The sequence below is a fragment of the Enterobacter sp. WCHEn090032 genome, from assembly GCF_003986875.1.
GTDB lineage: Bacteria > Pseudomonadota > Gammaproteobacteria > Enterobacterales > Enterobacteriaceae > Enterobacter > Enterobacter sichuanensis.
This window is the reverse complement of the sequence record NZ_RXRN01000034.1, coordinates 17,584-32,003: the sequence shown is the minus strand read 5'-3', so window position 1 is coordinate 32,003 and position 14,420 is coordinate 17,584. Positions and strand designations below refer to the sequence as shown.

15 protein-coding genes are annotated in these 14,420 nt (G+C 52.7%); 8 read left to right on the top strand and 7 right to left on the bottom strand.

All coding sequences use genetic code 11. The annotated features are described in order from the left end of the window. Positions 1 to 205: 205 nt before the first annotated feature. Positions 206 to 415 carry a transcription antiterminator/RNA stability regulator CspE gene (gene cspE / locus EKN83_RS20670; RefSeq protein WP_002439184.1) on the bottom strand — a complete coding sequence of 70 codons (210 nt, stop codon included), beginning with the start codon at positions 413 to 415 and terminating at the stop codon, positions 206 to 208. Positions 416 to 605: 190 nt separating this feature from the next. Then, positions 606 to 1,223: a lipid IV(A) palmitoyltransferase PagP gene (gene pagP, locus EKN83_RS20665; RefSeq protein WP_047958016.1), complete on the bottom strand. Its 618-nt coding sequence runs from the start codon at positions 1,221 to 1,223 to the stop codon at positions 606 to 608. Positions 1,224 to 1,617: 394 nt separating this feature from the next. Between pagP and dcuC the strand changes: the two genes are divergently transcribed. Together dcuC and rna are read left to right on the top strand one after the other, a co-directional pair. After that, entirely contained in the window at positions 1,618 to 2,985 is a 1,368-nt protein-coding gene (dcuC, locus tag EKN83_RS20660; RefSeq protein ID WP_045286223.1) for an anaerobic C4-dicarboxylate transporter DcuC, read from the top strand. A 94-nt stretch (positions 2,986 to 3,079) separates the two neighbouring features. Further along, positions 3,080 to 3,889, top strand: coding sequence for a ribonuclease I (rna, locus tag EKN83_RS20655; protein WP_095450050.1), 810 nt, complete (start codon positions 3,080 to 3,082; stop codon positions 3,887 to 3,889). Here rna and EKN83_RS20650 read toward each other — a convergent pair. Then, a complete protein-coding gene (locus EKN83_RS20650; protein ID WP_126801596.1) occupies positions 3,883 to 4,500 on the bottom strand; it encodes a flavin reductase family protein in 618 nt (205 codons plus the stop codon). The genes rna and EKN83_RS20650 overlap by 7 nt on opposite strands. A gap of 259 nt (positions 4,501 to 4,759) precedes the next feature. Between EKN83_RS20650 and rnk the strand changes: the two genes are divergently transcribed. Both rnk and yldA read left to right on the top strand, forming a co-directional pair. Next, the gene (gene rnk, locus EKN83_RS20645; RefSeq protein ID WP_025756324.1) at positions 4,760 to 5,170 is read left to right on the top strand and encodes a nucleoside diphosphate kinase regulator; all 411 of its coding nucleotides are present in this window, start codon (positions 4,760 to 4,762) and stop codon (positions 5,168 to 5,170) included. 139 nt (positions 5,171 to 5,309) lie between these two features. Then, positions 5,310 to 5,399 carry a small membrane protein YldA gene (gene yldA, locus EKN83_RS23650; RefSeq protein WP_008501020.1) on the top strand — a complete coding sequence of 30 codons (90 nt, stop codon included), beginning with the start codon at positions 5,310 to 5,312 and terminating at the stop codon, positions 5,397 to 5,399. 10 nt (positions 5,400 to 5,409) lie between these two features. Here the strand turns inward: yldA and EKN83_RS20640 are convergent, their stop codons facing one another. After that, the gene (locus EKN83_RS20640; protein WP_025756323.1) at positions 5,410 to 6,648 is read right to left on the bottom strand and encodes a zinc-dependent alcohol dehydrogenase; all 1,239 of its coding nucleotides are present in this window, start codon (positions 6,646 to 6,648) and stop codon (positions 5,410 to 5,412) included. A 180-nt stretch (positions 6,649 to 6,828) separates the two neighbouring features. Between EKN83_RS20640 and uspG the strand changes: the two genes are divergently transcribed. Continuing rightward, complete coding sequence (gene uspG, locus EKN83_RS20635) at positions 6,829 to 7,257, top strand: universal stress protein UspG (RefSeq protein WP_025756322.1); 429 nt, start codon at positions 6,829 to 6,831, stop codon at positions 7,255 to 7,257. A 55-nt stretch (positions 7,258 to 7,312) separates the two neighbouring features. Here the strand turns inward: uspG and ahpF are convergent, their stop codons facing one another. Beyond that, on the bottom strand, positions 7,313 to 8,878 hold the full coding sequence (gene ahpF, locus EKN83_RS20630; protein WP_126801595.1) for an alkyl hydroperoxide reductase subunit F: 1,566 nt from the start codon (positions 8,876 to 8,878) through the stop codon (positions 7,313 to 7,315). Positions 8,879 to 9,066: 188 nt separating this feature from the next. Further along, the gene (ahpC, locus tag EKN83_RS20625) at positions 9,067 to 9,630 is read right to left on the bottom strand and encodes an alkyl hydroperoxide reductase subunit C (RefSeq protein ID WP_008501015.1); all 564 of its coding nucleotides are present in this window, start codon (positions 9,628 to 9,630) and stop codon (positions 9,067 to 9,069) included. A 637-nt stretch (positions 9,631 to 10,267) separates the two neighbouring features. On the opposite strand from ahpC, the gene citR reads away from it, so the two are divergent. From citR to EKN83_RS20610, 3 genes are all read left to right on the top strand, one after another. Further along, positions 10,268 to 11,167 (top strand): DNA-binding transcriptional repressor CitR, encoded by a 900-nt coding sequence (citR, locus tag EKN83_RS20620; RefSeq protein ID WP_025756320.1) that lies wholly within the window; start codon positions 10,268 to 10,270, stop codon positions 11,165 to 11,167. A 173-nt stretch (positions 11,168 to 11,340) separates the two neighbouring features. Next, entirely contained in the window at positions 11,341 to 12,564 is a 1,224-nt protein-coding gene (locus EKN83_RS20615) for a phosphoadenosine phosphosulfate reductase (RefSeq protein WP_095450054.1), read from the top strand. After that, positions 12,549 to 13,175, top strand: a complete 627-nt coding sequence (locus EKN83_RS20610) for an IbrB-like domain-containing protein (protein ID WP_095452211.1) — start codon at positions 12,549 to 12,551, stop codon at positions 13,173 to 13,175. Before EKN83_RS20615 ends, EKN83_RS20610 begins: the two co-directional genes overlap by 16 nt. Here EKN83_RS20610 and EKN83_RS20605 read toward each other — a convergent pair whose 3' ends face one another. Then, positions 13,176 to 14,336, bottom strand: coding sequence for a pyridoxal phosphate-dependent aminotransferase (locus EKN83_RS20605; RefSeq protein WP_126801594.1), 1,161 nt, complete (start codon positions 14,334 to 14,336; stop codon positions 13,176 to 13,178). It abuts the gene before it with no gap. Positions 14,337 to 14,420: the final 84 nt, after the last annotated feature.

Below are 14,420 nucleotides of genomic sequence, written 5' to 3'. Positions count from 1 at the left end.
ATGTTGGCTTAATTTTTCTCTGTCACTCTGAGTGCAATACTGAACGAGGGTGACAGAATGAAACAGAGTCTGATGAGCGCAGGAATGGTGTTGTTGAGCGTGCTGATCGTGGCCAGCTTCCTGAAAATGTATCTGCTTGGCTGATTCAAAACGAAAAAAACCCGCTCAGTGAGCGGGTTTTGAAATTCTTGCTGACGCGTCTGAATTACAGAGCGATTACGTTAGCAGCAGAAGGGCCTTTGGCACCGTTAGTGATTTCGAACTCTACACGCTGACCTTCAGCCAGAGTTTTGAAACCATTAGACTGGATTGCAGAGAAGTGTACGAACACGTCTTTGCTGCCATCTTCAGGAGTAATGAAACCGAATCCTTTGGACTCATTAAACCACTTAACGTTACCTTTAATCTTAGACATCAAAATTACCTTTACATTAAAAAACGACACAAATGCTGTGTCGGTTACCAGTACATCAATTGTGGGACCTTTTGTCCAGCGGATCTTTGATAAAAAGTGACTAAAGTCGCGTTAATTTTCACTGGCAGATTTTTATCGTTTATGAATCAACGCCTGCGCGTTTTTTCACCAACATGTAAAGTTTTTTCAGTTAAAACTGAAAACGCATCCAGGCGAAGTAAACGTTACCGTTGTTGTACGTACCGGGAATGTAGGTCATCTGGAACGTTGCCGGCCCATAGCCAATAGAGGCCAGCGGCAGCAGCACCGGGATCGGAATGTAGTTCCAGTTGTCACGCGCAGTGACCCCGGCGGTATAGCCCAAACCGACGTGGAAGTTCTCGTCTGCTAACGGGCGCCAGGTTTTCTCCCAGCCATAACCGCCAATCGGTTCCCATTTATTAAACGAGTCCTTAAAGGCCATCAGATAGATGCCGTGCCAGTTGCCCTTTTCATCCCAGCGCGACTGACCAAACCCCGCCCCCCAGGGACGCTCGTTGTATTTATCGGTTTTCTCTTTGTCATAAGCAAAGCGCGCATGCCACGTTATTGCCGGAACGTAGAGATCATAATGTTCTGGTGCCGACCATGTCTGGGAAACATTATCCGTAAAGGTTGAGAACCAGCCTTTATCCGTCGCGTTGTCCGCTGCCTGTGCAACAGAAGAAAACGTTAACTGCCCAAAAATAAACAACAAAATAGAGAAAAAAGTATTACGTACGATCACAATGCAATTACCATTCTTAGTATTCGAGGCAAAGTTTACCATAAAATAGTTGAACCAGAACTTAACGGCATCGCTGTTATTCCTAATTATCCGGCCTTTTTTCGGGAATATTCTTAATTAAACCTGTCGGGAACGTTCGAATAAGCCCATATTACGTAGGCTTTTTACCTCTTTAACTTTTTAATCAACAACATACTAAACTACACAGGTTATTAACATTTTGTTATCATTATAAAGACATCCTGCGCGATGTCTGACGGTCAAGCCTCTCATGACATAAATGTATGGGCCATGGCAAAAATGCGGTTGTTCCGTTCTCTAGTCGTCTGTTTATTGATTTTAATCAGCAAGAACGGGCCATTTATTCGGCACATTTTCATCCTTCTTATTTTATTGATTTTTTGTGCTCCAGTGCAGCAAAGATACAGGGGAAATCATGCTTACGTTTATCGAACTCCTTATTGGGGTCGTCGTCATTGTCGGTGTCGCACGCTACATCATTAAAGGCTACTCGGCCACGGGCGTATTATTTGTTGGCGGGTTAACACTGCTGATTATCAGCGCCATAATGGGGCATCAGGTATTACCAGCCAGCGCAACCAGTACGGGTTACACCGCCACTGATATTGTTGAATACATTAAGATATTACTCATGAGCCGCGGCGGCGACCTGGGTATGATGATCATGATGCTGTGCGGTTTTGCCGCCTACATGACCCATATCGGTGCCAACGACATGGTCGTGAAGCTTGCCTCAAAACCTCTGCAGTACATCAACTCGCCCTATCTGCTGATGGTCGCCGCCTATTTCCTCGCCTGCCTGATGTCGCTGGCCGTGTCGTCGGCTACCGGACTTGGCGTACTGCTGATGGCCACACTGTTCCCGGTCATGGTCAATGTCGGTATCAGCCGTGGCGCGGCAGCGGCAATTTGCGCGTCACCGGCAGCGATAATTCTCTCCCCGACTTCAGGTGATGTAGTACTGGCAGCAAAGGCAGCGGAAATGTCACTCATCGACTTCGCCTTTAAAACCACATTGCCGATCTCTATTGTCGCCATTGTGGGAATGGGTATCGCGCATTTCTTCTGGCAGCGCTATCTGGATAAGAAAGAGAACATCAGCCACGAAATGATGGATGTGAGTGAAATCACCACCACCGCACCCGCGTTTTATGCCATTCTGCCCTTCACGCCGATTATCGGGGTACTGATTTTTGACGGCAAATGGGGTCCGCAACTGCACATCATCACCATTCTGGTGATCTGTATGCTGCTGGCCGCCATGCTGGAATTTGTGCGCGGTTTTAACACGCAAAACGTCTTCTCCGGTCTGGAAGTGGCGTATCGCGGTATGGCAGATGCTTTTGCCGGGGTGGTGATGCTGCTGGTTGCGGCAGGCGTCTTTGCCCAGGGCCTGAGCACAATTGGCTTTATCCAGAGCCTGATCTCCATTGCCACCTCGTTCGGCTCGGCCAGTATTATCCTGATGCTGGTTCTGGTGGTGCTCACCATGCTGGCGGCCATGACCACCGGCTCCGGTAACGCGCCCTTCTACGCTTTTGTGGAGATGATCCCCAAACTGGCTCACTCCTCCGGTATTAACCCGGCGTACCTCTCCATTCCCATGCTGCAGGCGTCAAACCTGGGCCGTACTATCTCCCCGGTGTCGGGCGTGGTCGTCGCCGTTGCCGGGATGGCAAAAATCTCGCCATTCGAAGTGGTCAAACGCACCTCAGTGCCGGTGATTGTTGGGCTGATTATCGTGATTATCGCCACCGAAGTGCTGGTTCCCGGCGCGGCCTAAGCTAAATTACGGCTATCCAGAAAGCGCCTGCGGGCGCTTTTTGTGCTTTAATAACTTCCAGAAATTTATTGTGCTCATTCGATCAGGAAATCATATGTTCAGGAAGGATATCGTTATCCCGTCTGGCGCATTCGCGCTTGCTCTTTGTGTTTTCTCCGCACAGGCCGAACCGCTCAAGGCAACGCAGTATGGCGATTTCGATCGTTATGTGCTGGCGCTGTCCTGGCAAACCGGGTTTTGTCAGAGCATGGTCGAGCGCAACCGTAATGAACCAGACGAGTGTCGCCTGCAAAAAGAGACCGACAATAAAGTCGATTTTCTGACCGTTCACGGACTCTGGCCAGGCCTGCCGAAATCGATTGCCGCCCGCGGCGTGGATGAACGTCGATGGATGCGCTTTGGCTGCGCCACGCGCCCGATCCCGAACCTGCCGGAAGCGAAGGCCAGCCGCAAATGTGCCGCCGCCGAAACCGGGCTGTCGCTGTCCGGTGCCGCAAAGCTTAACAGCGTGATGCCGGGCGCGGGCGGTAATTCCTGCCTGGAGCGTTACGAGTATGCCAAACATGGCGTCTGCTTTGGTTTTGATCCCGATGCCTATTTCGGCACGATGGTGCGGATGAATCAGGAAGTAAAAAGCAGCGCTGTCGGTCAATTCCTCGCCGATAACTACGGGAAAACCGTCAACCGTAGCGACTTTGACCGCGCCGTTGCCAAAAGCTGGGGCAAGGAAAACGTCAAAGCGTTCAAGCTCACCTGCAATGGCAATCCGGCGTATCTGACCGAAATGCAGATTTCACTCAAGGCAGCGACCATTAATAACCCGCTGTCTGCGACGTCATTTGCCCCGCAGCCACATCCGGGTAACTGCGGTAAACAATTCGTGGTAGATAAAGCCGGTTACTGACCCGCACCCGGGCGAACCATATCAAACCGGTTTTCATCACTGATGCCATAGTACGCCGTCGGCCCACCCGCACGCAGGATGGGCTGCGCTTTCGCCGTCTGGTAGATCCCCTCTTCCAGCAGCGATTCGGCAATATGGATACCGACCACTTCCCCCAGCACCAGCCAGGTATCAACCGGCGTACCGTCGGCGCCGGTCAGCTGAATGCACTGCGACAGGCGGCACTCAAAATTCACCGGGCTCTCCGCCACGCGCGGCGCCTTAACAAGCTGGCTCGCCGCCGGCGTCAATCCGGAAAAGGTAAACTCATCCCGGTCGTGCGGAAGCATCGCGGACGTTTGGTTCATCGCTTCAGCCAGTTCGCGCGTGGCCAGGTTCCAGACAAACTCCCCCGTTTCGGTAATATTACGCACGCTGTCCTTCCAGCCGTTGCTGGAAAAACCAATGATAGGCGGACGATAGTTAAAGCAGTTAAAGAAGCTGTACGGTGCGAGGTTCAACTGACCGGCCTTATCAGATGAGGAGATCCAGCCGATAGGACGTGGGCCAATAATGGCATTCAGCGGGTCATGCGGCAGGCCGTGCCCCTGAGACGGTTGATAGAAGTACATAGTGCTCTCTCGTTGGTGGGCATGGCGCTTCGCACCAGACCCCGGTTCAGAACGCTCAGCGTAACGCAATCCAGCGGAAAGGAAGACTGAATAAAATTCAACGAAAATTCATATGGACCATGAATGTGACCTTCATCACTTCAAACTTACGCGCTCAGCCAGTATCATCGGGAGAGTTAAACCCTCGCTGCCAGACGGCGAGGGTTTTCTTTTGGATCAGTTTCTGCGTAATACGCAGCATTAACGACATGGAGTAAAAATGTCCAGACCAACCATTATCATTAACGAGCTCGACGCAGAACGTATCGACAGACTACTGGAAAAAGCAGAATTTGCCTCACTGCCGGTGGCAGACGCTCTGAATGAGGAGCTCGACCGGGCACAAATGTGCACGCCTGAGTCGATGCCCCATGACGTGGTCACCATGAACAGCCAGGTAAAATTCCGCAACCTCACCACTGGTGAAGAGCTAACCCGCACGCTGGTTTACCCAGCGCAAATGACGGACAGCAGCACTCAGCTTTCTGTCCTCGCACCGGTAGGGGCCGCGCTGCTGGGGCTGCGCACGGGGGATACCATCCACTGGGAATTACCGGGCGGCGCCTCAACCCATCTGGAAGTCCTGGCGTTACTCTACCAGCCAGAAGCGGCGGGCGATTACCTGCGTTAACCCCCTTCTGAACAAGCGCGCCCCGCGTTGCACAGAGGATGCAGTCGCATCCTCTTTCCGCCAATTCACCCTAATGTCCTATATCGCGCAAAATGGCCTTAATCCACGCTTAATCTGTTTTGGTGCCGCGGGGACGGTCATGAGTGAGATAGGGGTTATCACGCTTATTTTTCTCATTTTTGTGGCGATTATCGTCACGGCGGTGCTTTATCTGGAGCGCCACTGGTAGATGAGTCACCTCACACCACCCCACCCGGAAAGGCATTTACCAGCCCTTTAACCTGCTGTTCCGCCGCCTCGGGCGTTTCGGCGCCGGGAACCAGGATCACCTTCCGGCACTCCTCCTCCCGTTTTTCGAAAATCTTATAGGCGCGTTCCGCATCCGCAAGGGGGAGATAATGGGTGACGATCTCTTCCGGCGTAAGCAGCCCTTTTTCGATCAGCGGTAACAGTTCGCCCAGCCAGGCGTGAACGTGCGTCTGGCCCATCTTAAACGTCAGCCCCTTATCGAAGGCATCGCCAAACAGGAAGCCATGAATAAACCCGGCGTACACGCCGGGTACGCTGACCACCCCGCCACGGCGAACGGCCGCAATACACTGACGCAACGCTTTCCCGCTGCTGCCTTCAATTTTAAGATTGCTGAGGATCGTTTCCGTGGTGCTGCCTTTCGCTTCGAATCCTACCGCATCAATCACGGCATCAACCCCACGCTGGCCGGCGGTCTGCTCGATGATTTTTTCCGCGGCGTCATTATCTTCATCAAAGTTGATGGGGATGGCACCGTAACGCGCCTCGGCAAATCGCAACCGATACGGGTGGTGATCGATAACAAAGATCTGCTCGGCCCCTAACAGCCGTGCGCAGGCAATGGTCAGTAGCCCCACCGGCCCGGCACCGTAAACCGCCACGCTTGAGCCTTTTTCGATCTGCGCATTTTTTGCCGCCTGCCAGGCCGTGGGCAAAATATCCGACAGGAACAGCGCCTTATCATCAGAAAGAAGTTGCGGGACTTTAAACGGCCCGACGTTACCTTTCGGCACGCGCACGTATTCCGCCTGTCCCCCCGGCACGCCGCCGTAGAGATGGCTATAGCCAAACAGCGCTGCCGGCGCGGGGATTTGCTTTTTGTTCAGAGCCGCCCCCTGTCCGGCATTGGTATTCTCACAGGCCGCGTACTGCTGCAAACGACAAAAGAAACAGTCTCCGCAGGCGATGACAAAAGGGATCACCACGCGATCGCCCTTTTGCAGCTGCTTCACCTCTGAGCCGCACTCAACAATTTCGCCCATGAATTCGTGACCAAAAATATCGCCGTGCTGCACCTTCGGGATCTTGCCACGATAGAGATGCAAATCGGAGCCGCAGATCGCCGTGGCCGTAACGCGCAGGATGATATCGTCGGGCTGTTCAATGATGGGGTCAGGGACATTCTCGACGCGAACATGGTGCGGACCGTGATACGTAAGTGCTTTCATGCGACCTCCGAAAGGTTCCAGGTAAGTGTATAAGGGTAGCTACCCCTGAAGGTCTGCCCGGGAATAGAGGCCTTTTGAGATTTTTCCTGGCGAGATAAGAAAACTGACGAGGCGCTTACAGAAACCATGACTATTTTGTGGTTGAATGAGTTCAGCGTTTATAAACAAGGAGAAACGGGTATGTATCAGAGAATCATTATGCCGGTTGATGTTTTTGAGATGGAGCTGAGCGACAAGGCCGTACGCCATGCCGAGTTCCTGGCGCAGCAGGACGGTGTCATCCATCTGTTGCATGTGCTGCCAGGCTCCGCCAGCCTGAGCCTTCACCGCTTCGCCGCGGATGTGCGTCGCTTTGAGGAGCATTTGCAGCACGAGGCGGAAACGCGCCTGCAAACCATGGTGGGCCATTTCAGCATCGACCCTTCACGCATCAAAACGCACGTCCGGTTTGGCAGCGTGCGTGATGCGGTAAACGAACTGGCAAACGAACTGAAAGCTGACGTGGTGGTCATCGGTTCGCGTAACCCGTCCATCACCACGCATCTGCTCGGGTCGAACGCCTCCAGCGTGATCCGCCACACGCACATCCCGGTGATGGTTGTCAGATAAAAAAAGAGGCCACCTTCCGGTGGCCTCTTGCTATTGCAGGTGTCGTCTTACTTTTTTATGCGGTTTTGGTACGAATGAGATAGTCGAATGAACTCAGGGACGCCTTCGCACCTTCGCCCGTGGCGATGATGATCTGTTTGTAAGGCACGGTGGTACAGTCGCCGGCCGCAAATACGCCCTTCACGCTGGTCTCACACTTCGCATCAATAATGATTTCGCCCATACGGTTGCGCTCAATCGCCCCTTCCAGCCAGGTGGTGTTTGGCAGCAGGCCAATCTGCACGAAGATCCCCGAAAGCGCTACGCTGTGGACATCGCCACTCACGTGGTCGCGGTATTCCAGACCGGTCACCTTGCTGCCGTCACCCTTCACTTCCGTGGTCTGCGCGTTCAGGATGATGTCGACGTTTTTCAGGCTGCGTACTTTGTCCTGCAGAACCTGGTCGGCTTTCATCTCCGGGGCAAACTCCAGCAGGGTAACGTGTTCCACAATACCCGCCAGGTCGATAGCCGCTTCCACGCCGGAGTTACCGCCGCCGATCACCGCCACGCGTTTCCCTTTGAACAGCGGACCATCGCAGTGCGGGCAGTAGGTCACGCCCTTAGTGCGATACTGATCTTCGCCCGGGACGTTCATGTTGCGCCATTTCGCGCCGGTAGCAATGATAATGCTGCGCGCTTTCAGCACCGCGCCGGAGGCGGTTTCAATCTGATGCAAGCCACCTTCAACCGCGGCCGGAACCAGCTTGCTGGCGCTCTGGCTGTCGATCACATCCACTGCGTAATCACTGACGTGCGCTTTCAGTGCCCCGGCCAGTTTCTGACCTTCGGTTTTCGGTACTGAGATATAGTTTTCAATGTCCACGGTATCCAGTACCTGACCACCAAAACGTTCGCCCATCAGGCCGGTACGGATCCCTTTACGTGCGGAGTACACCGCCGCCGCCGCGCCCGCCGGGCCAGAACCGACAATCAGGACATCATACGCATCACGCGTGTTCAGCTCTTCGGCAGCCCGTTTTTCGGCACCCGTATCCACTTTGGCGACAATTTCCGTCAGGGTCATACGCCCCTGGCCAAACTCCTGCCCGTTCAGGAACACTGCCGGAACACCCATCACGTTGCGATCGGTGATTTCGTTCTGGAAGGTACCCCCGTCAATAGCCGTGTGTTTGATGCGCGGGTTCAGAACCGACATCAGATTCAGCGCCTGCACCACGTCCGGGCAGTTATGGCAGGAGAGTGAGTAATAGGTCTCAAACTCAAAATCACCGTCGATATCGCGGATCTGCTCCAGCAGCGCCTGTGCTTCTTTCGACGGATGGCCGCCGGTCCACAGCAGGGCCAGCACCAGCGAGGTAAACTCATGCCCCAGCGGGGAACCGGCAAAGCGCGGCCCTTGATCAGAGCCTGGGTTGGTTATCAGGAAAGAAGGCTTACGGACTGCCAGGGAATTGTCTTCTTTGAACGTCACTTTTGGCGACAGTTCAGCGATCTCTGCCAGCAGTTCCTTGATTTCTGCCGATTTCGCGCTGTCGTCCAGCGTGGCAATCAGCTCAACAGGTTTGGTCAGTTTCTCAAGGTAGGCCTTGAGCTGGGTTTTCATCGTAGTGTCGAGCATTATTCTTCCCTCTCTTAAAACGTCATCATGCAAGCAGCCTTTCTGCGGGCGGCCTGAATGCAACTTGCATCATGGTGCTGGAATGAAATGGGCGCGGGTGCGCCCATTGATTGCCGGGTGGCACTTCGTTTACCCGGCCTACGATACTGCAGGCCTGTGCAAGCGCAGCGCCGCCAGGCTTTACAGACTTAGATCTTGCCGACCAGGTCCAGAGATGGCGCCAGGGTCGCTTCGCCTTCTTTCCATTTCGCCGGGCAGACTTCGCCTGGGTGAGAAGCAACATACTGAGCCGCTTTCACTTTACGCAGCAGGTCAGAAGCATCACGGCCGATACCTTCAGCGGTAACTTCGATAGCCTGGATAATGCCCTGCGGGTCAACAACGAAGGTCGCGCGGTCAGCCAGGCCTTCATCTTCACGCATGTTGTCGAAGTTACGGGTCAGGGCGCCAGTCGGGTCACCGATCATCGCGTATTTGATTTTGGCGATGGTTTCAGAGCTGCTGTGCCATGCTTTGTGGGTGAAGTGGGTGTCGGTAGACACTGAGTAAACATCTACGCCCAGCTTCTGCAGTTCGTCGTAGTGATCTGCCACGTCACCCAGTTCAGTCGGGCAAACGAAGGTGAAGTCAGCAGGATAGAAGAAGAACACGCTCCAGCGGCCTTCGGTATCTTTTTCAGTGACTTCAATGAACTCACCGTTTTTGAACGCCTGGTTTTTGAAAGGTTTAATTTTGGTATTAATCAAAGACATCTGTACTTCCTCCGTGTTTTCGTTGAGATGTAAGGTAACCAACTTTATCCATCGGGGCTAATGCGTATGCTTTATCAAATCAATCAGCCAAACCTAACAACCCAATCAAGACAACGTTAAGAACTGAATAAACAAAAGCCCGAAAGTAAAAAGGCCGCCCTGGTGGGCGGCCCTGATACCTGAACTTTCCACAGGAACTTTCAGTGCCAGTAACACTGGCGTTGCGTTGCGCTCTACTTACCTTTTTATCAGGATCGTAACAGCCTCCTGATTACAGCACCCGTACTGACCCAGAGCAATGCGCGAAAGGGGTAATCGTATCTATGGCTGTGATAGGTTTTACCAAACGGTCTTTTTCACGCACGCCCCTCTTATCCGGCGTGAAAAATAGAAATGAGTGATATTTACTTGTCGATATATAAACGACACTATTTTTATTCAATTTTATCTGCGTTTTTAAAGATAAAAATATCTTCATCATAATTGAAGTTCTATTTCATTAATCTACGTTCGTGATATATTAAGTTCGCATTGAATAACAATTAAGTTAGTTAACTATCACGGATGGTAAATAGTTAACTTAGTTCTATAGTTATCATTGATGTGATAACGCAACGCAGCTCACTCAGGATGAAACATGGCAAACCTTTACGACCTTAAAAAATTCGATCTCAACCTGCTGGTCATTTTCGAATGTATCTACCAGCACCTGAGCATCAGCAAGGCAGCAGAAACGCTGTACATCACTCCGTCAGCCGTCAGTCAATCGCTGCAGCGTCTGCGTAACCAGCTCAACGATCCGCTGTTTATCCGTTCGGGGAAAGGAATTACGCCCACCACGGTGGGTGTCAATCTTCACCATCATCTTGAGCAAAACCTCAATCAGCTTGAGCAGACAATCAACATTATGAATGCGTCTGCACTTAAAAAGAATTTTATCGTTTACAGTCCGCAAATCCTGACGACGGAAAACCTGATTACCCCGCTTAAGCTCCTGATGAGACATCATAATTACGAGATAGAGCTTCACGATATGCTGCTGACTGCTGATTCCGCAGAAGACCTGCTGGCGTACCGTAAAGCGGATCTTATTTTTTCTATGGCGCCGGTTAACAACCGTTCCATGGTGTGTGTCCCTTATGCAAGCTATTCGATGGTTATGGTATGCAGTCAGGATCACCCGCGCATGAAGGACGTTGTGACGATGGAAGAACTTCAGGAAGAGAAATTTACGATTTTCCTCAGCGAGGAAGCTGGCGTGAAGAACTACCAGTCACAAGTGGCGAAGGTGCATGCTGAGAAAAACATTGGTTTCCGTTGCGATTCCGTATACACGATCCTCGCCATGATTAGCGCCTCGCATCTCATTGGTTATTTGCCCGAAGTATTATTTGAAAAATACAAAGACGTAATGCGGCTCAAAAGATTGCACGCCCCCATCACGCTTCCCCCTGTGGATGTGTTCATGATTTATAACCGCTCTGCCCTAAACAGCTCGATTTTCTCGACCTTTATTGGACAAGTTGCGGAAATTTAAACACCTCGGGCTGGGGTTCACACAGCCCTTTTCTTTTATAAACAGATAATCCTCATTTATAGATAATAAAAACTTTTCTCTTTTTCATTTACCTGTTCCTGTTTTTCACTACTATTATCCTCACACCTTAATTGACACCCATCCGGTATTTATATCCAGGGAGAAGATTGGTTATGTCAATGTATAAGTATCCGCTCAATCAAAATGTCCTGGAGGCTGCGGAGGACCGCATAACATGGACGCTTGAGAATCTACCCAGAGTTTGTGTTTCATTTTCAGGTGGGAAAGATTCCACCATTATGCTGCATTTAACGGCCCGTCAGGCCCGCAAAATGGGGAGAAAAATTCATCTGCTTTTTATCGACTGGGAAGCGCAGTTTACCTATACCATTCAGCATGTAAATAATATGCTCGTGCAATACGCCGACGTGATTGAACAATACTGGTGGGTTGCGCTCCCCCTCACCACGCAAAATGCCCTGACACAATTCGAGCCAGAATGGCAATGCTGGGAGCCAGGGAAACAGTGGGTGCGCCAGCCGCCTGCAGGGGCGATTACCGATCCGGCTTACTTCGATTTCTACCAGCCAGGCATGACGTTTGAAGCCTTTGTCCGCGCCTTTTCCGACTGGTACGCTCAACGACGCCCGGCGGCAATGATGGTCGGTATTCGCGCCGATGAATCCTACAACCGTTTTTTGACCATCGCCAACGCGCGAAAGCAGCGTTTTGCCGATGACAAACCCTGGACCACAGTCGCCCCTGGCGGCCACGCCTGGTATATCTATCCGCTTTATGACTGGAAAACCGCTGATATCTGGACATGGTTTGCCAAAACGGGCGGATGCTATAACCCGCTTTACGACCTGATGTTCCAGGCGGGCGTCCCCCCGCGCTATATGCGCATCTGTGAACCCTTTGGCCCCGAGCAGCGCCAGGGGTTGTGGCTCTATCACGTCGTGGAGCCCGAGCGCTGGGCGGCGATGTGCGAGCGGGTGGCGGGCGTTCACTGCGGTGGCGTCTATGCCGGGCAGGACAATCATTTTTATGGCCACCGCAAAATTCTGAAACCCGACGCGCTCAGCTGGCGGGAATACGCCCTGCTGCTGCTCGACAGCATGCCGCAAATGACGGCGGAACATTACCGCAATAAAATCGCGATTTATTTGCACTGGTATCAGAAGAGAGGCATGGCCGATATTCCCGACACGCAGGAAGGCGATATCGGGGCGAAAGATATTCCGTCCTGGCGACGCGTGTGTAAGGTATTACTCAATAATGACTACTGGTGTCGGGCGCTTTCATTCAGTCCTAATAAACCAAAGCATTATCAGCGTTACAGCGAACGGATAAAGTCAAAACGCAAGGAGTGGGGAATATTATGCAGCAACGATTGATTCAGGAAATTAAACGTTATCTTCAGTCTCTTCCCGAAGACCAACGCATTGAAGCCATCAACGCCTTTCGTCAGGCCATTCATGAAAATAGCCCTTTCCGTGAGCAGCCTGTCGACTGCGTGCTGTGGATTAAACAGGACGATATCACCGCGAACGATTACAACCCCAATAACGTCGCGCCGCCGGAAAAACGGCTGCTCTGCAAATCACTGGAGCTGGACGGTTTCACCCAGCCCATTGTGGTAACGGAAAGCGGTACTCAACATTATGAAATCGTCGACGGCTTTCACCGCCACGAAATGGGTTCGAACCGGGCGGTGTTAAAGCGCCAGCTAAAAGGCTACCTGCCCGTCACCTTTCTGCGTAAAGAACGGCAGAAAAAGTTCGACCGGATGGCGGCCACCATTCGCCATAATCGTGCCCGGGGTCGTCACCAGATTAGTGCGATGTCCGACATCGTCCGCGAGCTGGCCCAGCTTGGCTGGGATGACGAGAAAATCAGTCAGGAACTGGGAATGGACAACGACGAGGTCCTGCGCCTCAGGCAAATCAACGGCCTGCTGGAACTCTTTGCAGACCGTCGATACTCCGAAGCCTGGACGGTAAAATAATCAGAGCGCGTTTAGACGTTCTGCCGCCGCCAGCAGCGTCGATTCCTGTTTCGCAAAGCAGAGACGGATCAGCTTATGCGGGAAGGGATCGGCGCAAAATACCGATAACGGGATCGCCGCCACGCCCACCTCTTTGGTCAGCCACTGGCAGAAGCTGACGTCATCCAGATCGGAAACCGCGCTGTAGTCAGCCAGCAGGAAGTAAGTCCCTTCCGAAGGCAAAATCTCCAGACGGCTTTTACTGAGCGCTGAGACAAACAGATCCCGACGTTCGCGGTAAAAATGCGGTAATTCGCGATAATGTCCAGGTTCAGCGCGCAGCATATCGGCCAGCGCCAGCTGGGCTGGCGTATTCACGGCAAACGTCAGGTACTGGTGCACTTTGCGCAGCTCCGCGCTAATGGCGGCCGGCGCGATGCAGTAGCCCACTTTCCAGCCGGTCATATGATAGGTTTTACCGAATGACGACACGGCGATAGCCCGCTCGCGAAGCTGCGGATGGGCCAGCACGCTGGCGTGCCCTTCCTCTGCAAAGCAGATGTGCTCGTACACTTCATCGCTCAGAACATAAATCTCGCGTTCGGCGATAGCCTGCCACAGTGCGGCGAAATCGGCCTTCTGCCACATGGTCGCCGAGGGATTATGCGGCGTATTCAGGATCACCAGGCGGGTTTTGTCACTCAGCAGCGCAGCGAATGCCTGCCAGTCAGGACGGAAATGCGGTGGCTGTAACGCCACCCGTTTTACCACGCCGCCGGAGAGTTCAACCGCCGGCGCGTAGCTGTCGTAGCTTGGGTCAAAGCAGATCACCTCATCGTCGGTGCGGACCAGCGCCGTGATCGCCGCATACAGCGCTTCGGTAGCCCCTGCCGTCACCGTGATGTCAGTATTTGCATCAGGCTTATGGCCATATAGCTCAGCCGTTTTGTCCGCAATGGCCTCCCGCAGTGCCTGCACGCCGGTCATCGGCGCGTACTGATTCGACCCCTGTGCGACGTGGTACGCCAGTCGCGCCTGCAAATATGACGGTCCGTCAAAATCCGGGAACCCCTGCGAAAGGTTAATCGCATTGTGCTGCTGCGCCAGGGCGCTCATCTGCGTAAAGATGGTTGTCCCCAGTTGAGGAAGCTTACTCTGCGGAATCAATGCGTTAGTGCTCATTGTGTTGTGCCTGCTTGTAATACTTATGTTGCCGCCACTATAACACGATGTTAGTCTTTGGCAATCAAGACGCTTAGACGTCTA